The organism is Neisseria sp. P0024.S006, assembly GCF_051956595.1.
Taxonomy (GTDB): Bacteria; Pseudomonadota; Gammaproteobacteria; order Burkholderiales; family Neisseriaceae; genus Neisseria.
The window spans coordinates 104,416-127,305 of the sequence record NZ_JBQCXH010000002.1 but is presented as its reverse complement, the minus strand read 5'-3'; the positions used below and the strand labels follow the sequence as shown (position 1 = coordinate 127,305).

Annotated in this window: 20 protein-coding genes; 17 read left to right on the top strand and 3 right to left on the bottom strand. The window is 49.7% G+C overall.

Features of this window, described 5'->3' with window-relative positions:
* Nucleotides 1–37: 37 nt before the first annotated feature.
* From ACTHUF_RS04310 to ftsZ, 17 genes are all read left to right on the top strand, one after another.
* Nucleotides 38–997: an Abi family protein gene (locus ACTHUF_RS04310; RefSeq protein WP_070850831.1), complete on the top strand. Its 960-nt coding sequence runs from the start codon at nt 38–40 to the stop codon at nt 995–997.
* A gap of 123 nt (nt 998–1,120) precedes the next feature.
* Nucleotides 1,121–2,485, top strand: a complete 1,365-nt coding sequence (locus ACTHUF_RS04305; protein WP_070850830.1) for a UDP-N-acetylmuramoyl-tripeptide--D-alanyl-D-alanine ligase — start codon at nt 1,121–1,123, stop codon at nt 2,483–2,485.
* A gap of 15 nt (nt 2,486–2,500) precedes the next feature.
* Entirely contained in the window at nt 2,501–2,650 is a 150-nt protein-coding gene (locus tag ACTHUF_RS04300; protein ID WP_049322572.1) for a hypothetical protein, read from the top strand.
* Nucleotides 2,651–2,750: 100 nt separating this feature from the next.
* Nucleotides 2,751–3,833 (top strand): phospho-N-acetylmuramoyl-pentapeptide-transferase, encoded by a 1,083-nt coding sequence (gene mraY, locus ACTHUF_RS04295; RefSeq protein WP_036493428.1) that lies wholly within the window; start codon nt 2,751–2,753, stop codon nt 3,831–3,833.
* A gap of 116 nt (nt 3,834–3,949) precedes the next feature.
* Nucleotides 3,950–4,438, top strand: a complete 489-nt coding sequence (locus ACTHUF_RS04290) for a group II truncated hemoglobin (RefSeq protein WP_440407222.1) — start codon at nt 3,950–3,952, stop codon at nt 4,436–4,438.
* Between the two features lie 80 nt (nt 4,439–4,518).
* Nucleotides 4,519–5,517 carry an SEL1-like repeat protein gene (locus ACTHUF_RS04285; protein ID WP_440407220.1) on the top strand — a complete coding sequence of 333 codons (999 nt, stop codon included), beginning with the start codon at nt 4,519–4,521 and terminating at the stop codon, nt 5,515–5,517.
* A 70-nt stretch (nt 5,518–5,587) separates the two neighbouring features.
* Nucleotides 5,588–6,850 carry a tetratricopeptide repeat protein gene (locus ACTHUF_RS04280; protein WP_440407218.1) on the top strand — a complete coding sequence of 421 codons (1,263 nt, stop codon included), beginning with the start codon at nt 5,588–5,590 and terminating at the stop codon, nt 6,848–6,850.
* A gap of 65 nt (nt 6,851–6,915) precedes the next feature.
* The gene (locus ACTHUF_RS04275; RefSeq protein ID WP_440407216.1) at nt 6,916–8,379 is read left to right on the top strand and encodes an SEL1-like repeat protein; all 1,464 of its coding nucleotides are present in this window, start codon (nt 6,916–6,918) and stop codon (nt 8,377–8,379) included.
* 45 nt (nt 8,380–8,424) lie between these two features.
* Complete coding sequence (gene murD, locus ACTHUF_RS04270; protein ID WP_440407214.1) at nt 8,425–9,762, top strand: UDP-N-acetylmuramoyl-L-alanine--D-glutamate ligase; 1,338 nt, start codon at nt 8,425–8,427, stop codon at nt 9,760–9,762.
* Nucleotides 9,763–10,005: 243 nt separating this feature from the next.
* A complete protein-coding gene (locus tag ACTHUF_RS04265) occupies nt 10,006–11,502 on the top strand; it encodes an amidase (RefSeq protein ID WP_440407212.1) in 1,497 nt (498 codons plus the stop codon).
* 271 nt (nt 11,503–11,773) lie between these two features.
* A complete protein-coding gene (locus tag ACTHUF_RS04260; RefSeq protein WP_003748295.1) occupies nt 11,774–13,036 on the top strand; it encodes an FtsW/RodA/SpoVE family cell cycle protein in 1,263 nt (420 codons plus the stop codon).
* Between the two features lie 4 nt (nt 13,037–13,040).
* Nucleotides 13,041–14,108 carry an undecaprenyldiphospho-muramoylpentapeptide beta-N-acetylglucosaminyltransferase gene (gene murG / locus ACTHUF_RS04255; RefSeq protein ID WP_293203814.1) on the top strand — a complete coding sequence of 356 codons (1,068 nt, stop codon included), beginning with the start codon at nt 13,041–13,043 and terminating at the stop codon, nt 14,106–14,108.
* Nucleotides 14,109–14,273: 165 nt separating this feature from the next.
* A complete protein-coding gene (murC, locus tag ACTHUF_RS04250) occupies nt 14,274–15,683 on the top strand; it encodes a UDP-N-acetylmuramate--L-alanine ligase (RefSeq protein ID WP_036493406.1) in 1,410 nt (469 codons plus the stop codon).
* An 87-nt stretch (nt 15,684–15,770) separates the two neighbouring features.
* Entirely contained in the window at nt 15,771–16,685 is a 915-nt protein-coding gene (locus ACTHUF_RS04245) for a D-alanine--D-alanine ligase (protein ID WP_254324425.1), read from the top strand.
* Complete coding sequence (locus ACTHUF_RS04240) at nt 16,675–17,394, top strand: cell division protein FtsQ/DivIB (RefSeq protein WP_293203804.1); 720 nt, start codon at nt 16,675–16,677, stop codon at nt 17,392–17,394. Before ACTHUF_RS04245 ends, ACTHUF_RS04240 begins: the two co-directional genes overlap by 11 nt.
* A 74-nt stretch (nt 17,395–17,468) precedes the next feature.
* Nucleotides 17,469–18,722, top strand: coding sequence for a cell division protein FtsA (gene ftsA, locus ACTHUF_RS04235; RefSeq protein WP_003682483.1), 1,254 nt, complete (start codon nt 17,469–17,471; stop codon nt 18,720–18,722).
* 252 nt (nt 18,723–18,974) lie between these two features.
* The gene (gene ftsZ / locus ACTHUF_RS04230) at nt 18,975–20,174 is read left to right on the top strand and encodes a cell division protein FtsZ (protein WP_003748303.1); all 1,200 of its coding nucleotides are present in this window, start codon (nt 18,975–18,977) and stop codon (nt 20,172–20,174) included.
* A gap of 121 nt (nt 20,175–20,295) precedes the next feature.
* Here the strand turns inward: ftsZ and ispH are convergent, their stop codons facing one another.
* The 3 genes from ispH to glyQ all read right to left on the bottom strand — a co-directional run bounded on the left by ispH (nt 20,296) and on the right by glyQ (nt 22,838).
* Complete coding sequence (ispH, locus tag ACTHUF_RS04225) at nt 20,296–21,264, bottom strand: 4-hydroxy-3-methylbut-2-enyl diphosphate reductase (protein WP_049331909.1); 969 nt, start codon at nt 21,262–21,264, stop codon at nt 20,296–20,298.
* Nucleotides 21,265–21,277: 13 nt separating this feature from the next.
* Nucleotides 21,278–21,784, bottom strand: a complete 507-nt coding sequence (gene lspA / locus ACTHUF_RS04220) for a signal peptidase II (RefSeq protein ID WP_315094130.1) — start codon at nt 21,782–21,784, stop codon at nt 21,278–21,280.
* A gap of 154 nt (nt 21,785–21,938) precedes the next feature.
* Complete coding sequence (gene glyQ / locus ACTHUF_RS04215; protein ID WP_003685919.1) at nt 21,939–22,838, bottom strand: glycine--tRNA ligase subunit alpha; 900 nt, start codon at nt 22,836–22,838, stop codon at nt 21,939–21,941.
* Nucleotides 22,839–22,890: the final 52 nt, after the last annotated feature.

The window sequence follows — 22,890 nt, the reverse complement described above, 5'->3', positions numbered from 1 at the left end:
AAAAAATCATTTGAATGTTGAATTGGATTGTTGTGAAATGAATGGACAAAGTTTCCAGCCATTGAAGCCATGGCTTGATTTCCCCGATCAAGTCAGACTGCTGCAAAGCAGGGGAATGAAAGTGAATGATTCGGTTCGGGCTGAAAAATATCTCCGCCGCATCGGCTATTACCGATTGAGCGGTTATTTCCATGCTTTCCGACAATGGGATGATACGCACAAAATTTTATCGGATCGTTTTATGGAGGGGAGCAATTTCGAGAGTGTATTGTCGCTTTATCTGTTTGATAAAAAGCTGAGGTTGTCGGCTTTGGATGCTTTGGAAAGAATAGAAACAGCGGTAAGGGTCGATATTGTCCATTGTTTGGGTGAGGCTGATCCTATGGCCCATAGAAAACCTGCCTGTTTGCATGGCAATTTTACGAAGAAGATTAACCAAAAGACAGGTAAAACCGAATATCAAGCCTGGTCGGAGCGGTTTGACGAATTGGAAGCAAGAGCCAAAAAGAGAAACTTGTCTTTGTATCATCACAATATACAGAAATACGGATGCCTGCCAATCTGGGCTGCGGGATGTTTGTGGGATTTCGGTACAATGTCATGGCTTTTTTCAGGTATGAAATATCCAGATAAAAACCTGATTGCCCAAAAGTACGGAGCAGTAAATGGAGATGTCTTTTTGGGATGGCTTAACGGATTGAACGAAATACGCAATATATCTGCCCATCACGACAGATTGTGGAATGCGAACATAGAACGGTCTGCCCCACCGATACAAAAGGACAGTTACTGGAGGCAATTGGATGCCAAACGTCCGTTTTTCTATTTTTGCATCATGCAGGAAATGCTGAGGGTTCTTTGCCCTAATTCTCAATGGGCAGATAGATTTGATGCCGTTTTGCAAGAATTTCCTGCGGATGTGAAGAGCAGCAAGGTAAGCTTGACGAGATTTGGCTGGTTTGAAAATTACCGAGAATGGGATTTGTGGAGAAAATAAAAACCGCCGCGTACACAAAAAGTGCAGAGGCAGCGGTCACGTCGGGCTTAATGATACCTAATAAGCCTCTGACAGGCAAGCTATAAATTTTAATCAGCAATATTTTGAATATGTAATACAACCATGAAACCACTAGACCTAAATTTCATCTGCCAAACCCTTGGCCTTCCGATGCCGTCTGAAAATCAACCCGTTTCGCGTATTGTTACAGACAGCCGTGATATTCAGGAAGGCGATGTATTTTTCGCGCTTGCCGGCGAACGCTTTGACGCGCATGACTTTGTTGAAGATGTGTTGGCAACGGGGGCAACGGCAGTTGTGGTTTCGCGCGAAGATTGTGCGGCTTTGAAAGGCGCGTTGAAGGTTGACGATACGCTTGCGGCTTTGCAAAAACTGGCGAAGGCGTGGCGTGAAAATGTGAATCCGTTTGTCTTTGGCATTACCGGCTCTTCCGGTAAAACGACGGTTAAAGAGATGTTGGCCGGCGTATTGCGTCATCGATTCGGTGATGAAGCTGTGTTGGCGACTGCCGGCAATTTCAACAATCATATCGGCCTGCCGCTGACTTTGTTGAAACTGAATGAAAAACACCTCTATGCCGTCATTGAAATGGGTATGAACCATTTTGGCGAATTGTCTTTGCTGACCCGAATCGCCGGTCCGAATGTTGCTCTGGTCAATAACGCCTTGCGCGCGCATGTCGGTTGCGGTTTTGATGGTGTCGGCGATATTGCCAAAGCCAAAAGTGAAATCTACGAAGGTTTGCTTTCAGACGGCATTGCGCTGATTCCGTGCGAAGATGCCAATATCGCTACATTTGAGGCGGCTACTGCGCAATTAAACGCTCAGACTTTCGGCGTTGCCAGTGGCGATGTCCATGCAGAAAATATTGAATTGAAACCGTTGTCTTGTGCGTTTGATTTGGTGCGAGGTAATGAACGTGTTGCCGTGGTCTTGCCGGTTCCAGGCCGCCACAATGTACATAATGCCGTAGCGGCGGCGGCTCTGGCTTTGGCGGCAGGTTTGAGCCTTGCCGAAGTTTCAGACGGCCTGAAAAATTTCAGCAACATCAAAGGTCGTCTGAATATCAAGCAAGGCATTAAAGATGCAACTTTGATTGACGATACTTATAATGCCAACCCTGACAGCATGAAAGCCGCCATTGACGTGCTCGCCGCTATGCCTGCGCCGCGTATTTTTGTGATGGGTGATATGGGTGAATTGGGTGAGGATGAAGCCGTCGCCATGCACGCCGAAGTTGGCGCGTATGCGCGGGATAAAGGCATCGAGGCCGCGTATTTTGTCGGCGACAACAGCGTTGAAGCAGCGGAAACGTTTGGCGCGGAAGGTTTGTGGTTTGCTGACAAAGATCCGCTGATTCAAGTGTTGAGCCACGACTTGCCTGAACGCGCTACTGTATTGGTCAAAGGCTCGCGCTTTATGAAAATGGAAGAAGTGGTTGAGGCATTGGTAGCAACAACCGCGTAAAAGGCCGTCTGAAATATGAAAAAGATTTTTCTATTGGCTGGTTTGCTGTTTGCCGCGTTTTATGCCGGAATGAAAGTACAGGCATTTATCTATGAAGATACCTGCTTGGACTTGGGAGGCGGAAAGAATCCCGGAAACTATCCGATTTGCGTGGTAGAGAAATAATCTTACTCAATAAGGCCGTCTGCAATTTCAGACGGCATACCGATTGATTTTTAATTGGGCATAAGCCCGATGTAACAACAAAAACAAAAAAGGAAGTTCCATGTTTTTATGGCTCGCACATTTCAGTAACTGGTTAACCGGTCTGAATATTTTTCAATACACCACATTCCGCGCCGTCATGGCGGCTTTGACTGCTTTGGCGTTTTCCCTATTGCTTGGTCCGTGGACCATCCGCAAACTGACTGCGCTTAAAGTCGGCCAGGCAGTGCGCACCGACGGCCCGCAAACCCACCTCGTCAAAAACGGTACGCCAACCATGGGCGGCTCGTTGATTTTGACCGCCATTACCGTATCCACAATCTTGTGGGGCAACTGGGCAAACCCGTATATTTGGATTCTCTTGGGCGTATTGCTTGCCACGGGCGCACTCGGTTTTTACGACGACTGGCGCAAAGTCGTCTATAAAGACCCCAACGGTGTTTCCGCCAAATTCAAAATGGTGTGGCAGTCGAGCGTCGCCATCATTGCCGGCTTGGCGTTGTTCTACCTTGCGACAAATTCCGCCAACAATATCCTGATTGTTCCCTTCTTCAAACAAGTTGCCTTGCCGCTTGGCGTAGTCGGCTTCTTGGTATTGTCCTACCTGACCATCGTCGGCACATCCAATGCCGTTAACCTGACCGACGGTTTGGACGGCTTGGCCGCATTCCCCGTTGTACTTGTCGCAGCCGGCCTTGCCATTTTTGCTTATGCCAGCGGCCACTCACAATTTGCCCAATACCTGCAATTGCCTTACGTTGCCGGCGCAAACGAAGTGGTGATTTTCTGTACCGCCATGTGTGGCGCGTGTCTCGGCTTTTTGTGGTTTAACGCTTATCCGGCACAAGTCTTTATGGGCGACGTCGGTGCACTCGCGCTCGGTGCGGCGCTCGGTACCGTTGCCGTCATCATCCGCCAAGAATTTGTCCTCGTCATCATGGGCGGCCTGTTTGTCGTTGAAGCCATTTCCGTTATGTTGCAGGTTGGTTGGTACAAACGCACCAAAAAACGCATTTTCCTGATGGCGCCGATTCATCACCATTACGAACAAAAAGGCTGGAAAGAAACCCAAGTCGTCGTCCGTTTTTGGATTATCACCATCGTCTTAGTGCTGATCGGTTTGAGTACCCTCAAAATCCGCTAAATCTCCAAAGGCCGTCTGAAAGTTTCAGACGGCCATTATGTAGGATAAGCATGCTTGTCTGAATCCTCTATTTCAAAAATAAATCCCGCAATAATCCACACAGAAAGTCCCCAAACATGTACCAATCTTTCGGCGGCGCAACCGGCATCCGCACCCTGACCGACCGTTTCTACGACTTAATGGAACTTGAGCCGAAATACCAAGCCTTGCGCCAAATGCACGGCGAAGACATGACCCTGATACGCGAAAAGCTCTACGAATTTTTCAGCGGCTGGCTTGGCGGACCGCAACTCTTTGTTGAAAAATACGGCCATCCCCAACTGCGTGCCCGCCATATGCCTTTTGCCGTCAACGTACAAGTCCGCAACGAATGGATGGCTTGTTTTGCCCAAGCCATGAGCGAACTGGACATCGACAAAGCACTTGCCGAACCGGTGTTAATCCAAGTTTTTGCCATGGCAGATTGGTGCCGTAACCAAAACGAAGACGGTATCGAACCGCCTATGCCGCCGATGGCGGTTGACCCATGGGTACGTGCACCGGAATTGCAGCAGATTTTGAGTAGCTACGGTGTGAATAGCTTTTTTAAGGAATTCACTAGTTAAGGCCGTCTGAAAAACTAGGATAAAACAGAAACAATAATCTGAAAGAAATGGATTTTAAAATGAATAAATTATTAAAAGAAATGATGGTAGCCCTGTTATCTTTGGGTTTGGCGCAGGCGGTTTGGGCTGATAATGTGCCGGATTTTAAGGAAACGTTTCAAGCTGCAGAACAAGGATTTGCAGCTGCCCAATATAATTTGGGTCTGATGTATGCCAATGGGCAAGGAGTCCATCAAGACGATGCACAGGCGGTGCGGTGGTATCGCAAGGCGGCAGAACAAGGGTATGCTCAAGCTCAATATAATTTGGGTGTGAGGTACGACAATGGGCGAGGAGTTCGTCAGGACTATACACAGGCAGTGCAGTGGTATCGCAAGGCGGCAGAACAAGGATTGGCCGATGCCCAATATAATTTGGGTATGATGTATGCAAATGGGCAAGGAGTTCGTCAAGACTATGCAGAGGCAGTGCGATGGTTTCGCAAAATGGCAGAGCAAGGGCTTGCAAAAGCCCAATATAATCTAGGCCTGTCCTATGCACAAGGACAAGGTGTGAGCCAAGACTATGTTCAGGCGGTGAGATGGTATCGCAAGGCTGCGGAACAGGGACATGCAGATGCGCAAAATAATTTGGGTGTGATGTATGATAATGGAAAAGGAGTTCGTCAAGACTATACAAATGCGGTGCAGTGGTATCGCAAGGCTGCGGAACAGGGACATGCAGGTGCTCAAATTAATTTGGGTATGATGTATGAAAAAGGGCAAGGCGTGCACCAAAACTATGCAAAGGCAGTGGAGTGGTATCACAAGGCGGCTGAACAAGGACATGCCCAAGCTCAAAATAATTTGGGTGTGATGTACGACAATGGGCAAGGAGTTCGTCAGGACTATGCACAGGCGGTGCAATGGTATCTCAAGGCAGCAGAGCAGGGGTATGCAGATGCTCAATATAATTTGGGTTTGATGTATGAAAAAGGGCAAGGTGTACGTCAAAGTAAAATAGTTGCTAAAGAATGGTTTAAGAAGGCTTGTGCTAATGGAGACAAGCAAAGTTGTGATGCTTATCAAAAATTGGATTAGGCAGGATATTAAATTTTGCTAAGGGCCGTCTGAAAAACTAGGATAAAACAGAAATAATAATTTGAATGTAATGGATTTTAAAATGAAGGTTTCGGTGAAAAAAATAATAATGGGTGTGATGGCTTGCTTTGGGTTAGGACAGGCAGCTTTAGCTGAAAGTATTCCGGATTTTAAGAATATGTTGAGAGCTGCGGAGCAAGGAGATCCAGAAGCTCAATTAAGTATTGGAGCAATGTATGCGAATGGACAGGGTATTAGTCAAGACAACAGGCTAGCAGTGCAGTGGTTTCGTAAGGCAGCAGAGCAAGAGAATGCTCAAGCTCAATTTAACTTGGGTGTAATGTATCAGCTAGGGCAGGGTGTTGGTCAAGATTATGTACAGGCGGCAGAATGGTATCGTAAGGCTGCCGAACAGGGTGATACTGGAGCCCAAAATAATTTGGGTATGCTGTATCAAAATGGGCAAGGTGTTAGTCAAGACTATGCTCAGGCTGCAGAATGGTTTTATAGGGCTGCGAATCAGGAAAATACAGATGCTCAGTTAAATTTGGGTATGCTGTATGCTAATGGGCAAGGTGTTAGCAAAGACTATGAGCAGGCGTTGAAATGGTTTCGTAGAGCGGCTGGTCATGGAGATGCCATAGGTCAGTATAATTTAGGTGTGGCATATGCTAACGGGGAAGGAGTGCATCAGGATTACATACAGGCTATAGGATGGTATCGTAAAGCTGCGGAACAAGGGAATGTAGATGCACAATATAATTTAGGCGATATGTATGCGAGTGGAGAAGGTGTACGTCAAGATTATTTAGAGGCGATTGAGTGGTACAGAAAGGCAGCAGAGCAGGGAGATGCTAAAGCTCAATTTAATTTGGGCGTGATGTACCTTCAAGGACAAGGAGTTCGTCAAGATTATGTACAGGCAGCGCAGTGGCTTCGTAAAGCAGCAGAGCAAGGAAATGCTAAAGCCCAATATAATTTGGGTGTAATGTATGCCAATGGGCAAGGAATTCGTCAAGATGATGTACAGGCGGTGAGGTGGTATCACAAGGCTGCAGAACAAGGTGTCGCTCAAGCGCAATTCAATTTGGGTATAATGTATGACCAAGGGAAAGGAGTTCGCCAAGATGATGCACAGGCAGTGCATTGGTATCGTAAGGCGGCAGAGCAAGGATATGCAGAAGCCCAATATAATTTTGGTGTGATGTATACCAACGGAGAAGGTGTTCGTCAGAACTATAAGATTGCCAAGGAGTGGTTTGGTAAGGCATGTCAGAATGGATTGCAGCAAGGCTGCGAGGCGTATCGTCACTTGGATGGTACAGAATTTTGAATCAAAGGCCATCTGAAACCCTAGGATAAAACAGAAACAATAATTTGAAAGAAATGGATTTTAGAATGAATAAATTATTAAAAAAAATGATGGTAGCCCTGCTGTCTTTAGGCTTAGCACAGGCTGTTTGGGCTAATAATGTGCCGGATTTTAAGGAAACGCTTCAATTTGCGGAGCAAGGAAATGCTAAAGCCCAATTTAGTTTGGGTAAGATGTATTACGAAGGGCAAGGAGTTCGTCAAGATTATGTAGAGGCGGCACGATGGTATCTCAAGGCAGCAGAACAAGGGTATCCTGTAGCTCAAAATAATTTGGGTACGATGTATGCTAAAGGGCAAGGAGTCCGTCAAGACCCTGTACAGGCAGAGCAGTGGTATCGGAAGGCGGCAGAACAAGGATTGGCCAATGCCCAATATAATTTGGGTGTGATGTACCACAATGGGCAAGGAGTTCGTCAGGACTATACACAGGCAGTGCAGTGGTTTGGCAAGGCAGCAGAACAAGGGATTGCAGAAGCCCAATTTAGTTTGGGTAAGATGTATTACGAAGGGCAAGGAGTTCGTCAAGATTATGCAGAGGCAGCGCGATGGTATCTCAAGGCAGCAGAACAAGGGGATCCTGTAGCTCAAAATAATTTGGGTGTGGCGTATACCAAGGGGCAAGGAGTCCGTCAAGACCCTGTACAGGCAGAGCAGTGGTATCGGAAGGCGGCAGAACAAGGGTATGCTCAAGCCCAATATAATTTGGGTGTGATGTACGACGATGGGCGAGGAGTTCGTCAGGACTATACACAGGCAGTGCAGTGGTTTGGCAAGGCGGCAGAACAAGGGATTGCTCAAGCCCAATTTAATTTGGGTGTGATGTATGCCAACGGGCAAGGAGTCCGTCAAGACGATGCACAGGCAGTGCAGTGGTTTGGCAAGGCGGCAGAACAAGGGCATGCTCAAGCCCAATTTAATTTGGGTGTGATGTATGAAAAAGGACAAAGTGTCCGCAAAGACTATGTTGAAGCGGTCAAATGGTATCGCAAGGCGGCAGAACAAGGATTGGCCAATGCCCAATTTAATTTGGGTAATATGTATGCCAATGGGCAAGGAGTCCATCAGGACTATGCACAGGCAGTGCAGTGGTATCGCAAGGCGGCAGAACAAGGGTATGCTCAAGCCCAATTTAATTTGGGTAATATGTATGCCAATGGGCAAGGAGTCCGCCAGGACTATGCACAGGCAGTGCAGTGGTGTCGCAAGGCGGCAGAACAAGGATTGGCTAATGCCCAATATAATTTGGGTGTGGCGTATGCTAATGGGCAAGGAGTCCGTCAAGACCTTGTACAGGCAGAGCAGTGGTATCGCAAGGCGGCAGAACAAGGGTTTGCAGAAGCTCAATACAATTTGGGTGTGATGTATGCCAAAGGAGAAGGTGTTCGTAAGAACTATAAGATTGCCAACGAGTGGTTTGGTAAGGCTTGTAATAACGGACTACAACAAAGTTGTGATGTTTATCGTGTATTTAATCAGGCAGGATATTGAATCCTTATTCAAAGGCTGTCTGAAAAAGCTTAGGATAAAACCAAAATGACTTTTCAAAATAAAAAAATCCTCGTCGCCGGACTTGGCGGTACGGGTATTTCCATGATTGCCTATCTGCGCAAAAACGGCGCGGAGGTGGCTGCTTATGATGCGGAGTTGAAGCCGGAACGCGTGTCGCAAATCGGTAAGATGTTTGACGGGCTGGTGTTTTACACGGGTCGTCTGAAAGATGCGTTGGATAACGGTTTCGATATTCTGGCGCTTAGCCCCGGCATCAGCGAGCGGCAGCCTGATATCGAGGTGTTCAAGCAAAACGGCGGGCGCGTGTTGGGCGACATCGAATTGCTGGCGGACATTGTGAACCGCCGCGGCGACAAGGTGATTGCGATTACCGGCAGCAACGGCAAAACCACGGTAACGAGCCTGGTCGGCTATCTCTGCATCAAGTGCGGGCTGGATACCGTTATCGCGGGCAATATAGGTACGCCGGTTTTGGAGGCGGAATTGCAGCGCGAAGGCAAAAAGGCAGACGTGTGGGTGTTGGAGCTTTCCAGCTTCCAACTGGAAAACACCGAAAGCCTGCGCCCGACTGCGGCGACGGTGCTGAACATTTCCGAAGACCATCTCGACCGCTACGACGACTTGCTCGACTATGCGCATACCAAGGACAAGATTTTCCGTGGCGATGGCGTGCAGGTTTTGAATGCGGACGATGTGTTCTGCCGCGCGATGAAGCGCGCCGGGCGCGAGGTGAAATGGTTTTCGTTGGAACACGAAGCCGATTTTTGGTTGGAACGCGAGACAGGCCAACTGAAACAAGGCGATGAAGATTTGATTTCTACGCAAGACATCCCGCTACAAGGCTTGCACAATGCCGCCAATGTTATGGCTGCCGTGGCTTTGTGTGAGGCCATCGGTTTGCCGCGCGAAGCATTGTTCGAACACGTTAAAACCTTCCAAGGCCTGCCGCACCGCGTGGAAAAAATCGGCAAGAAAAACGGCGTGGTATTCATCGACGACAGCAAAGGCACGAACGTCGGCGCGACCGCCGCCGCGATTGCTGGTTTGCAAAATCCGCTCTTCGTAATTTTGGGCGGCATGGGTAAAGGGCAGGACTTCACGCCATTGCGCGATGCGCTTGCCGGCAAGGCAAAAGGCGTGTTCCTGATCGGCGTCGATGCGCCGCAAATCCGCCGCGATTTGGACGGCTGCGGTCTGAATATGACCGACTGCGCCACTTTGGAAGAAGCGGTTCAGACGGCATACGCCCAAGCCGAAGCGGGCGATATTGTGTTGCTCAGTCCCGCCTGCGCGAGCTTCGATATGTTCAAAGGCTATGCGCACCGTTCGGAAGTCTTTATCGAGGCGTTTAAGGCTTTGTAAGGTCGTCTGAAACATGAAAAGAGGGTTGGTTTTACCGTAAACCTTGAGCACTATTGGCAAAAAGGTCGTCTGCAAACGTCAAGGCAGTTTCAGACGACCTTTTTGCAGCAACGATAAGCTTGTTTCTTTCCTTTATACGGTGTTACTGTTTCTTAAAAATTGCCTATGCAGGCAAACGGCGAGGCGGCGGGCAGCCATGCCTGACCGAAAAAACGTGTGTTCATCAATCCGAAAGGAAAACCCATGAATTTTCAAGACTACATCCGTTACGATGCCGTCGGTTTGGCAGAGCTGATCCGCAAAAAAGAAGTGTGTGCCGATGAAGTGTTGCAGGCTGCTTTAAACCGCTTGGATGAAGTCAATCCCAAGCTCAATCTGTTGGCGCACGATTTGCGCGAACGCGCGGCGGCGTGGCAGGGGTCGTCTGAAAATGCCGATACGCCGCTGGCGGGCGTGCCGTTTTTGCTCAAAGACCTGCTGGCGGATTGGGAAGGCGCGCCGACATGGTCGGGTTCGCGCATGATGCAGCATTACATTGCCAAGCAAAACAGCGATTTGACCCAAGCCTATCTCGATGCGGGGCTGCGCGTGTTCGGCAAAACCACCACGCCCGAATGGGGCGCGTATCCCGTTACCGAAACCGAAATTTACGGCATCACGCGCAATCCGTGGAATTTAGATTACACCGCAGGCGGCAGTAGCGGCGGCGCGGCTGCGGCAGTGGCTTCAGGCGTCGTCCCCGCAGCGCACGGTAGCGACGGCGGCGGTTCCATCCGCTTACCCGCGCACAACTGCGGCGTGTTCGGGCTGAAACCCACGCGCGGCCGCAGCAGTTACGCGCCAAACGCATCGGAGGCGTGGCAGGGTTTGGTATGCGACCATGTGTTGACCCGCAGCGTGCGCGACAGCGCGGTTTTGCTGGACATCGCCGCCCAAACCCAAGCCCGCGCCCTGTATGCCTGCCCGCCGCCGCCCGAAAACGGTTTTGCAGACAGCCTGAAACTAGAAACAGGTCGTCTGAAAATCGCTTTTTGGGAACAGGCATGGTTTGGCGGCGGTAACGACGAAGGCACGGAAGCCGCGTTTGCCCATAGTTTGAAACTGATGCAAGATGCGGGACACGAATTGGAAGAAGCCACGCCCGATTTCGCGCCGCCCGAACAATTAAACCGAGCCGCCCGCATCATCGTCATGGGCGAAACGGCAAAACTGTTCTACCAATATCAATACGAAACCGGGCAAAAACTGCCGCACCGCCTGCTTGAGCCGACAACGTGGGCAATGATTGTGCAGGGGCGGCAAATCAGTGCGGGCGAAATGGCATGGGCGCGCGACGTGATGCTGGCGCAGGAACGTGCCGCCAAAGCATTTTTCACACGCTACGACGTGTTAATGACGCCCGTCTGCCCGCGCACCACGCCGAAAATCGGCGAGATGATGCCGCCGCCCGCCGCACAAAAAGCCATGCGCCTGCTGTTTGGCACGCTGCGCTTGGGTTTTCTGTTGAAAAACAACCCGTTTTTAGAAAAAGAAGCCGCCGCCGCGCTGCAATACGTCGGTTATACGTCGCCGCTGAACATGAGCGGCAACCCCGCCATGAGCGTGCCGCTTTACCGGCATAACGGGCTGCCCGTCGGTACTCAGTTTGCCGCCGCACACGGACGCGAAGACACGCTGCTCCGCCTTGCAGCGCAGTTGGAACAGATACAGCCGTGGGTGGAAATACCGCAGTTGGCTTAGGGTTTGTATTGGATAAAAAGTAGCCTATTTTTCTGAAGAAAAAATTTATACAAGGCTGTCTGAGAACATAAAAGCGTTTTCAGACGGCCTTTTGCCGGTATCAAAGGGTAGGGGAGGGCGCAAAGAACGTCGGAATCCGGCATCTTTAAAGATTCTGAATTGTTGGTTTGGAAATAAACCTTTAAAATAACGTTAATTCATTTTTTCAGACGGCCTCTTGCCCATTTGCAGGCCGTCTGAATATTTTATTCAAGCCGTTACGGATGTTTTCATGATTAGTCTTTCCAAAATGCTTGACCGGCCGATTGCGCGCGATGGTCGGAAGTTTGATGTTTCTCTCTTGTGGATGGTCGTTTTGATGACGACCTTCAGCTTGGTAATGATTTATTCGGCCTCTATTGCATATGCGGCGTCGGATGGGGGCAGCCAGTTTTCTTTTGTGTCCAAACAGGCAATGTTTATTCTGTTTACGGTGGCCATGTGCTTGCCGCTTTTCCTGTTGAAGATGAGCTTTTGGCGGCGGATTATTCCGTTTTATTTTGTCGTTTCCGGTTTGCTGTTGTTGCTGGTTTTGTTTGTCGGCCGTGAGATTAACGGCGCGACGCGCTGGATTCATATCGGGCCGCTCAACTTGCAGCCAACCGAGTTTTTCAAATTGGCAACGGTTTTGTATTTGTCCAGCCTGTTTACGCGCCGTGAAGAAATGTTGCGCGATTTGGATTCTTTGGGTTGGTCGTCTTTGTTTACCGGTATTGGCGATTTGGTGTGCAGCCCTTTTAAAAGTGAAGCTTGGGTAAGGGTAAAGGAACGCTTCCGTAAGTTTAAAACCCTGATTTTGCCGATTATGTCGGTGGCGGTCGGTTTGGTTTTGATTATGGGCCAGCCGGATTTCGGCTCGTTTGTCGTGATTGTCGTGATTACCATGGGTATGCTGTTTTTGGCAGGCTTTCCGTGGAAGTACTTTGCCGTATTGGTGGCGACCGTTGTGAGCGGAATGGGTTTGCTGATTTTGGCCGCGCCTTACCGCATGGCGCGTGTGGCGGCGTTTTTGGATCCGTGGAGCGATCCTTTGGGTAAAGGCTATCAGTTGACGCATTCTTTGATGGCGATTGCGCGCGGCGGCTGGTTTGGCGAGGGATTGGGCGCAAGTTTGGAAAAACGTTTCTACCTGCCGGAAGCGCACACGGACTTTATTTTTGCCGTCATCGGCGAAGAATTCGGCTTTTTAGGGATGCTGGTTTTGGTGTTCTGCTACGGCTGGCTGGTGTGGCGCGCATTTTCCATCGGCAAACAGGCGCGTGATTCGGGCTTGATGTTCAGCGCGTATATTGCCAACGGTATCGGTATTTGGATTGGTATTCAAAGTTTCTTCAATATCGGTGTAAACATCGGTATCCTGCCCACTAAAGGCCTGACTTTGCCGTTTATGTCTTACGGCGGTTCGGCTGTCTTTATCATGCTGGTGTGCGTTACTTTGTTATTGCGCATTGATTATGAAAACCGCCAAAAAATGCGCGGTTATTCGGTGGAGTAAAACCATGAGCGGTAAAACTTTTATGCTGATGGCCGGCGGTACGGGCGGTCATATTTTCCCTGCATTGGCGGTTGCCGAGTCGCTGCAAAAGTGCGGCCATCATGTGATTTGGCTGGGCAGTAAAGATTCGATGGAAGAGCGTATCGTGCCGCAATACGGCATACGCTTGGAAACGCTGGCGATTAAAGGCATCCGTGGCAACGGCATCAAGCGTAAGCTGATGTTGCCGTTTACGCTGTACAAAACCGTCCGCGAGGCGCAGCAGATTATTAAGAAACACCGTGTCGAGTGTGTTATCGGTTTTGGCGGTTTTGTTACTTTCCCCGGCGGCGTGGCGGCAAAAATTTCCGGGGTGCCGATTGTGATTCACGAGCAAAACGCCGTAGCCGGTTTGTCCAACCGCCAACTGTCGCGTTGGGCAAAACGTGTTCTGTATGCTTTCCCCAAAGCCTTTCAACATGAAGGCGGATTGGTGGGTAACCCTGTCCGTGCCGATATTGCGGCATTGCCTGTTCCTGAAGAACGCTTTGAAAACCGTCAAGGCCGTCTGAAAGTTTTGGTGGTGGGCGGCAGTTTGGGTGCGGATGTGTTGAATAAAACCGTTCCGCAAGCTTTGGCATTGTTGCCTGAAGCGGCCCGTCCGCAAATGTATCATCAGTCCGGCCGCAATAAATTGGGCAACCTGCAGGCGGATTACGATACGTTGGGTGTGCAAGCCGAGTGCGTGGAATTTATTACCGATATGGTGTCCGCCTACCGTGATGCCGATTTGGTAATTTGCCGTGCCGGCGCACTGACGATTGCCGAGCTGACGGCTGCGGGTTTGGGGGCGTTGCTGGTGCCGTATCCGCACGCGGTGGACGACCATCAAACAGCCAATGCGCGTTTTATGGTGCAGGCCGAAGCCGGTTTGCTGCTGCCGCAAACTCAACTGACGGCAGAAAAACTGGCCGAAATCCTCGGCGGCCTGAATCGCGAAAAATGCCTGAAATGGGCGAAAAATGCCCGTACGCTGGCGTTGCCGCACAGTGCGGACGATGTGGCGGAAATTGCCATATCCTGTACCGAATAAGCAGGCAGACTTTGTTCAAGGCCGTCTGAAAAGTTGATTAACGGCGTTTCAGACGGCCTTTATTGCTTTTGTTAAAATTCCTTTACAATAAAAGCATAGCGCAGAAGCGGATAGCCCTTTAAAATAACGCCTTTACGCACTAAAAACCAACCGGAACGCAACATTATGATGAAAAATCGAGTCACCAACATCCATTTTGTCGGAATCGGCGGCGTCGGCATGAGCGGTATTGCCGAAGTCTTACACAATTTGGGCTTTAAAGTTTCCGGTTCGGATCAGGCGCGTAATGCCGTTACCGAGCATTTGAGCGCTCTCGGCATCCAAGTTTATCCCGGCCATACTGCCGAACATGTCAATGGCGCCGACGTAGTTGTTACCTCTACCGCCGTCAAAAAAGACAATCCCGAAGTCGTCGCTGCGTTGGAACAGCAGATTCCCGTGATTCCGCGTGCACTGATGTTGGCAGAATTGATGCGCTTCCGCGACGGTATCGCCATTGCCGGTACGCACGGCAAAACCACGACCACCAGCCTGACCGCTTCTATTCTCGGCGCGGCAGGACTCGACCCGACTTTTGTTATCGGCGGCAAGCTCAATGCCGCGGGTACCAACGCCCGTTTGGGTAAAGGCGAATACATTGTTGCCGAAGCCGACGAATCCGATGCTTCTTTCCTGTATCTGACGCCGATTATGTCCGTCGTAACCAATATCGACGAAGACCATATGGACACTTACGGCCACAGCGTTGAGAAACTGCATCAGGCGTTTGTCGATTTTATTCACCGTATGCCGTTCTACGGCAAAGCCTTTTTGTGTATCGACAGCGAACACGTCCGCGCGATTTTGCCGAAAATCAGCAAACCTTACGCCACTTACGGCTTGGACGATACTGCCGATATCTACGCGACCGATATTGAAAACGTCGGCGCGCAAATGAAATTTACCGTTCATGTTCAAATGAAAGGACATGAGCAAGAGCCGTTTGAAGTTGTTTTGAATATGCCCGGCCGCCACAACGTCCTCAATGCGTTGGCGGCTATCGGCGTTGCGTTGGAAGTTGGCGCATCGGTTGAAGCCATTCAAAAAGGCTTGCTCGGCTTTGAAGGCGTTGGCCGTCGTTTCCAAAAATATGGCGACATCAAATTGCCAAACGGCGGAACCGCGCTGCTGGTGGACGATTATGGACACCATCCTGTCGAAATGGCGGCAACTCTGGCCGCCGCACGCGGCGCATACCCTGAAAAACGCTTGGTCTTAGCTTTCCAGCCGCACCGCTATACCCGCACGCGTGATTTGTTCGAAGATTTTACCAAAGTCCTCAATACCGTCGATGCGCTGGTGTTGACCGAAGTTTATGCCGCAGGGGAAGAGCCGATTGCCGCAGCCGATTCTCGCGCTCTGGCACGCGCCATCCGCGTATTGGGCAAACTTGAGCCGATTTACTGCGAAAATGTTGCCGACTTGCCGCAAATGCTGCTGAATGTTTTGCAAGACGGCGATGTCGTGTTGAATATGGGTGCCGGCAGCATCAACCGCGTTCCGTCTGCATTGGTGGAATTGTCGAAACAATCATAATAAACAGGCATATTGGCCTTTGAGGACAGATAGGTCGTCTGAACAATATTCAGACGGCCTGTATCAGTATTTAAGAAAGTGGAAATTATGCAGAATTTTGGCAAAGTGGCCGTGTTGATGGGCGGCTTCTCCAGCGAGCGTGAAGTTTCGCTGGACAGCGGCGCCGCTATTTTGGCTGCCTTGAAAAGCAAAGGTGTCGATGCCCATGCGTTCGACCCCAAAGAAACCCCGTTGTCTGAATTGAAAACCCAAGGGTTCCAGACGGCCTTCAATATTTTGCACGGCACTTTCGGCGAAGACGGCGCGATTCAAGGCGCATTGGAACTGATGGGTATTCCTTATACCGGCAGCGGTGTGGCCGCTTCCGCGCTGGGTATGGACAAATACCGCTGCAAACTGATTTGGCAGGCCGTGGGTTTGCCTGTTCCTGAGTTTGCTGTATTGCATGACGACAGCGACTTTGATGCCGTTGAAGAAAAATTGGGCCTGCCTATGTTTGTGAAACCAGCCGCGGAAGGCAGCAGCGTCGGTGTGGTAAAAGTCAAAGAAAAAGGCCGTCTGAAAAGCGTTTACGAAGAATTGAAACATTTGCAGGGTGAAATTATTGCCGAACGCTTCATCGGCGGCGGCGAGTATTCTTGCCCGGTATTGAACGGCAAAGGTCTGCCGAGCATTCATATTATTCCGGCTACCGAGTTTTACGATTACGAAGCCAAATACAACCGCGACGATACGGTTTATCAATGTCCGTCGGAAGATTTGAGCGAGGATGAGGAAAACCTGATGCGCGAACTGGCCGTGCGTGGCGCACAGGCGATTGGTGCGGACGGCTGTTCGCGCGTGGACTTCCTAAAAGATACGGACGGTAAGCTGTATCTCTTGGAAATCAATACCTTGCCCGGTATGACCAGTCATAGTTTGGTGCCAAAATCTGCAGCCCATACCGGCGTAGATTTTGCTGATTTATGTATTGAGATTTTGAAGACCGCTCATGTGGGATGATGCAGGCGCACTGGGTCGGCTGACCCGCCGGCTATTGTTGCTGATGGCCTTTCTGCTGATAGGTTCGGGCATAGCTTGGCTTTACAATTCCAAATATTTCCCTGTGAAACAGATTGCCATTCAGGGTAAGCTGAAATATGCTTCCAGCAAAGAATTGCAAACTGTTGCACGAGAGCATATCAGGGGTAATATGTTCCGCGCCGATATTGATGCGGCGCAGGCCGCTTTTCAGGAGTTGCCTTGGATTGACTCGGCAATGGTGCGCCGCCGTTTTCCGGAAACCGTGGAAATTATCCTGACCGAGCGCGTGCCGGTTGCACACTGGCGCGCTGGCGGCTTGGTGGACAGTAAGGGCAATGTGTTTGCCGCAAGCCTGAAACAGGACCTGCCTATATTTGAAGGGCAGCAGGGGACAGGCAAAGACATGGTCAAACATTATGCGGACTTTTCCGGTATTTTGAGTCCGTTGAAACTGACCATCAAAGAATTGATTTACACGCCGCGTTCGGCATGGCTGCTTGTATTGGACAACGGCATTACCGTGCGCTTGGGGCGTGAAAACGAAATCAAACGTTTGCAGCAGTTTGCCCAGATTTGGCCATCGTTGCTGCGTAAAAAACAAAGTCGTATCGAGTATGTCGATATGCGTTATAAGGATGGTTTTTCAGTCCGTTACAGGCCGTCTGAAAACCCTTCCGACAGTGAATAGCCGATTAGACGTGAAGCAATCTTGTTTCAAAAATAATCAAACCGTCAGTCAGACAACATAGCGAACGAGCAATTATGGAACAACAACAAAATAAATATATCAGTGCCTTAGACATTGGTACGTCCAAGGTCATCGCCTTAATCGGCGAGATTCGGGAAGATAATGAAATCCACATTGTCGGCTTGGGCCAAAGTCCTTCACGCGGCCTGCGTGCAGGTATGGTGACCAATATCGATGCTACCGCGCAAGCCATTCGTCAGGCGGTAGAAGATGCCGAGCTGATGGCAGATACCAAAATTTCCCACGTTGTCACCGGTATTGCCGGTAACCATATCCGCAGCCTGAATTCACAAGGCGTGGTCAAAATTAAAGATGGCGAAGTATCGCAAGCCGACATCGATCGTGCCATCGAAACGGCCAAAGCCATCAATATTCCGCCTGATCACAATATCTTACATACCGTGGTTCAAGAGTACATCATCGACAACCAACCCGGTGTGAAAGAGCCTATCGGCATGAGCGGCGTGCGTTTGGATACCCGCGTGCACATCATTACCGGTGCGAACACTGCTTTGCAAAATATCCAAAAATGTATCCAACGCTGCGGCCTGCAAATGGATCAAATCATGCTTCAGCCTTTGGCGAGCGGTCACGCCGTTTTGACTGAAGACGAAAAAGATTTGGGCGTGTGCGTCATCGATATCGGCGGCGGTACGACCGACATCGCGGTTTATACTAATGGCGCCATCCGCCATACTGCGGTTATTCCCGTTGCCGGCGATTTGATTACCAAAGACTTGGCACAAGCCCTGCGTACGCCGCACAGTGCCGCCGAGTACATCAAAATCCATTACGGCGCCGCCATTCCGACTATGGATGGCTTGGATGAAATGATTGAAGTTCCTAGCGTTGGCGACCGTCAATCACGTCAAATTTCACGCCGTGTATTGGCTGAAATCATCGGTCCGCGCGTAGAAGAGATTTTGGAATTGACGCTGAACGAATTGCGCCGTTCCGGCTTCCCTGAAGAAGTGCTGACTTCCGGTATCGTTTTGACCGGCGGTGCCTCTATGTTGACCGGTATTGTTGAGTTGGCGGAAGAAGTCTTTAATTTGCCGGCACGTATCGGTGTTCCACAAGAAATGGGCGGCGTATCCGAGCGTATCCGCAATCCACGCTATTCAACAGCAATTGGCCTGCTTCAGACGGCCTATGCTGCCGAAGAGGGTGAGCAAACCAGCCGAACTGGTGCGATTGCCCTGAATGATTCAGGCAAAAAAATGGGTCTGTGGGAAAAAATCCAAAGATTCTTCAGGGACAATTTCTGATAAAAGCGTTCAGGGCAAGCGGTGTAAAATCCGTTTGTCCTGAATATTTAAGTGGAATTAAACGGTTTTAAATAATTGCTAAGTGAATAATTTAAAACTTGTATATTTTCTGTTAAAAATTGTAGTAAAAATATAACGCCAACAGTCGGATGATAAGAAGATTTTTGCCAGTATCAGGATACTTCTTATATAATACGGATAATAAGTTATTTTTGAACCGTCCTTATAAAGCGGGGCGCGGAGGATTATTGAATGGAATTTGTTTACGACGTAGCAGAATCAGCAACAAGCCCTGCTGTTATTAAAGTTATCGGTTTGGGTGGCGGCGGCTGTAATGCCATCAACAACATGGTTGCCAACACTATTCATGGTGTTGAGTTCATCAGTGCCAATACCGATGCGCAATCATTGGCTAAAAACAATGCGGCTAAACGCATTCAATTGGGTACAAACCTGACTCGCGGTTTGGGCGCCGGTGCAAATCCTGAAATCGGCCGCGCCGCAGCCCAAGAAGATCGCGAAGCCATCGAAGATGCCATCCGCGGTGCAAACATGCTGTTCATCACTACCGGTATGGGTGGCGGTACAGGTACCGGTTCTGCTCCTGTTGTGGCTGAAATCGCTAAAGAAATGGGTATCCTGACCGTTGCGGTTGTAACCCGTCCGTTTGCTTACGAAGGTAAACGCGTACACATTGCTCAAGCAGGTTTGGATCAGCTCAAAGAGCGCGTTGACTCCCTGATTATTATCCCGAACGACAAATTGATGACTGCCTTGGGCGAAGATGTGACCATGCGCGAAGCTTTCCGTGCGGCCGACAATGTACTGCGTGATGCGGTTGCCGGTATTTCCGAAGTGGTGACTTGCCCTAGCGACATGATCAATTTGGACTTCGCCGACGTGAAAACTGTGATGAGCAATCGCGGTATCGCCATGATGGGTTCAGGTTTTGCGCAAGGTATCGACCGTGCCCGTTTGGCTACCGATCAAGCTATCTCCAGCCCGCTCTTGGATAATGTTACTTTGGATGGTGCACGCGGTGTATTGGTAAACATTACCACTGCTCCTGGCTGCCTGAAAATGTCTGAGTTCAACGAGATTATGCGCATCGTCAACCAAAATGCACACCCTGAAGTGGAATGCAAATTTGGTGCTGCCGAAGACGAGAGCATGAGCGAAGACGCTATCCGTATTACCATTATTGCTACCGGCTTGAAAGAAAACGGTACTGACAACCAACTGCGTGCTGCTGCCCGTACCCAACAATTGGTACGCGGTGCGGAAGAAGCGCCTCAAGCTCAAAGCCAAAGCAGCGCTGAAAGCTTGGTTCGTACCAACCGCAATATCCGTTCTATGAACCTGACTGCGGCTGATTTCAGCAACCAGTCTGTACTGGATGACTTTGAAATTCCGGCAATCTTGCGCCGTCAGCAACACACTCCTGAGAAATAATCAGGATAAAGTATGAAAAGACCTGCCTTTAAGGCAGGTCTTTTTTATTAGTAAAATAAACTTAAGGCCGTCTGAAAATTTTCAGACGGCCTTAAGTTTTCAAATAAAGCAAATAACAAGCCTACCCTTTATTGAGAATTTGCTTGTTTTCGCCCTCGCGGCGCAATTCTTTAGGCAAGACAAATACAATGCTTTCTTCTGCACCTTCTCCTTCACGTATGGTCTCATGTCCCCAGTCTTGAATGGTTTGTAAGACTTCTCGAACCAAGACTTCGGGAGCGGATGCGCCGGCAGTAACACCGACCTTGGTTTTGTTTTCAAACCATTCTTTTTTCAGATAGGAAGCATTATCGACCATATAGGCATCGACTCCGCGCAATGCGGCTACTTCACGTAACCGGTTGCTGTTGGAAGAATTGGGCGAGCCGACAACAATCACGAGGTCGCATTCTTCCGCCAATTCTTTAACGGCAGTTTGGCGGTTGGTTGTGGCGTAGCAGATGTCTTCTTTGTGCGGATTGCGGATATTGGGGAAGCGTTGATTCAAAGCTGCAATGATGTCTTTGGTTTCGTCCACCGATAAAGTGGTTTGGCTGACGTAGGCAAGCTTGTCAGGATTTTTGACGTTCAGCCCGGCCACATCTTCCACTGTCTCGACCAAAAACATTTTACCCGGGGGCAATTGTCCCATTGTGCCTTCTACTTCGACGTGGCCTTTGTGGCCGATCATGATGATTTCGTAATCTTGGGCATCGAGACGGGCTACTTCTTTGTGGACTTTGGTTACCAAAGGGCAGGTGGCATCAAAAACGCGGAAACCGCGTTGTGCCGCTTCTTCCTGTACGGCTTTGGATACGCCGTGAGCAGAGTAAATCAGCGTGGCCCCCTTGGGTACATCCGCCAAATCATCGACAAAGACGGCACCTTTTGCCCGTAGATTGTCCACGACGAATTTGTTGTGAACGACCTCATGGCGGACGTAAATAGGCGCGCCGAACTCTTCGAGTGCACGTTCAACAATGCTGATGGCGCGGTCAACGCCTGCACAGAAGCCGCGGGGATTGGCAAGGATAATGGTTTTTTGAGTCATGTGTGTTCCGTTTTCAGACGGCCTTTGTGTCGTTTGAAGATGTTTTTTTGTGCAGCAAACCATCTAATACCAAGCAAACCGCGCCAACGCAGATAAAGCTGTCGGCAATGTTAAATGCTGGGTAAAACCAGTTTTGCCAATAGAAAAGCAGAAAATCGACAACGTGGCCGTGAATCAGACGGTCAACCACATTGCCAATTGCGCCGCCGATAATCATGGCTGCCCCCAGTTTGCCCCAGCGTCCAAACTCATCGCGCCAGATGGTACGGGCCAAATACAGGCTGATGACGACGGCCAGACCTAAAAAGAAGAATTTTTGCCAGCCGCCTTGGTCGGCCAAAAAGCTGAATGCCGCGCCTGGATTATAGGCAAGCGTCAGGTCAAAAAAGTCTGGAATAATATTGAGGCGTTCGCCTTCGGTAAAGTGTTTCAAGATTTCCCATTTGCTCAGTTGGTCAAGAATGATGGCAACGAGGGAAAGTAAGAAAAAGGGTGTTTTTGCAGAAGAGGATGAACTCATGTTTTCAGACGGTTTATGTAATAAAGGGCTTATTTTACCTGAAAGCAGGCAGGAAGTGTTTGCGATGGCAATGACGGGAAGGCCGTCTGAAAATAGAAACGCCGCCACTTGAATGTATCAAAGGGCGGCATCGGCGTGGTAAGCATGTGCGGGCTTATTGGTTTTTAAGCAATGGGAAGCCCAGTTTCTCGCGGCTTTCAACGAATTTTTGTGCAACGATACGGCTCAGTGCACGAATGCGGCCGATGTAGGTTGCGCGTTCGGTAACGGAAATGGCGCCGCGTGCATCCAAGAGGTTGAACGTGTGGCCGGCTTTGAGTACAAGCTCGTAAGCAGGCAGGGCAAGACTGGTGTCTTCAACTGCAAGCAGGCGTTTAGCTTGTTCTTCATAGTCGTTGAATTGGCGCAAGAGCCAATCGGCATCGCTGTATTCGAAGTTGTAGGTGGATTGTTCGACTTCGTTTTGATGATAAACATCACCGTAAGTGACGATGTTGCCATCAAGGGTTTTTGCCCAAACGAGGTCGTACACGTTTTCCACGCCTTGCAAATACATGGCGAGACGCTCGATACCGTAGGTGATTTCGCCGAGTACGGGGGAGCAGTCGATACCGCCGACTTGTTGGAAGTAGGTGAATTGGGTTACTTCCATGCCGTTGAGCCAAACTTCCCAACCCAAACCCCAAGCGCCGAGAGTAGGGTTTTCCCAGTCGTCTTCGACAAAGCGGATGTCGTGTACTTTAGGGTCAATACCCAATTCGCGCAGGGAATCGAGGTAGAGGTCTTGAATATTGGCTGGTGCAGGTTTGAGCGCAACTTGGAATTGATAGTAGTGTTGCAGGCGGTTGGGGTTGTCGCCATAGCGGCCGTCTTTGGGGCGGCGGCTGGGTTGAACGTAAGCGGCAAACCAAGGCTCCGGGCCTAAGGCGCGCAGACAGGTGGCTGGATGGGAAGTGCCGGCACCGACTTCCATATCGAAAGGTTGGATAACGGTGCAGCCTTTGTCTGCCCAGTAGTTTTGTAATTTGAAAATAATTTGTTGGAAGGTGAGCATGGTGGATGGAATAGATTGGAATAAAGAGGGTATTTTACTGTTTTGAGCCTGT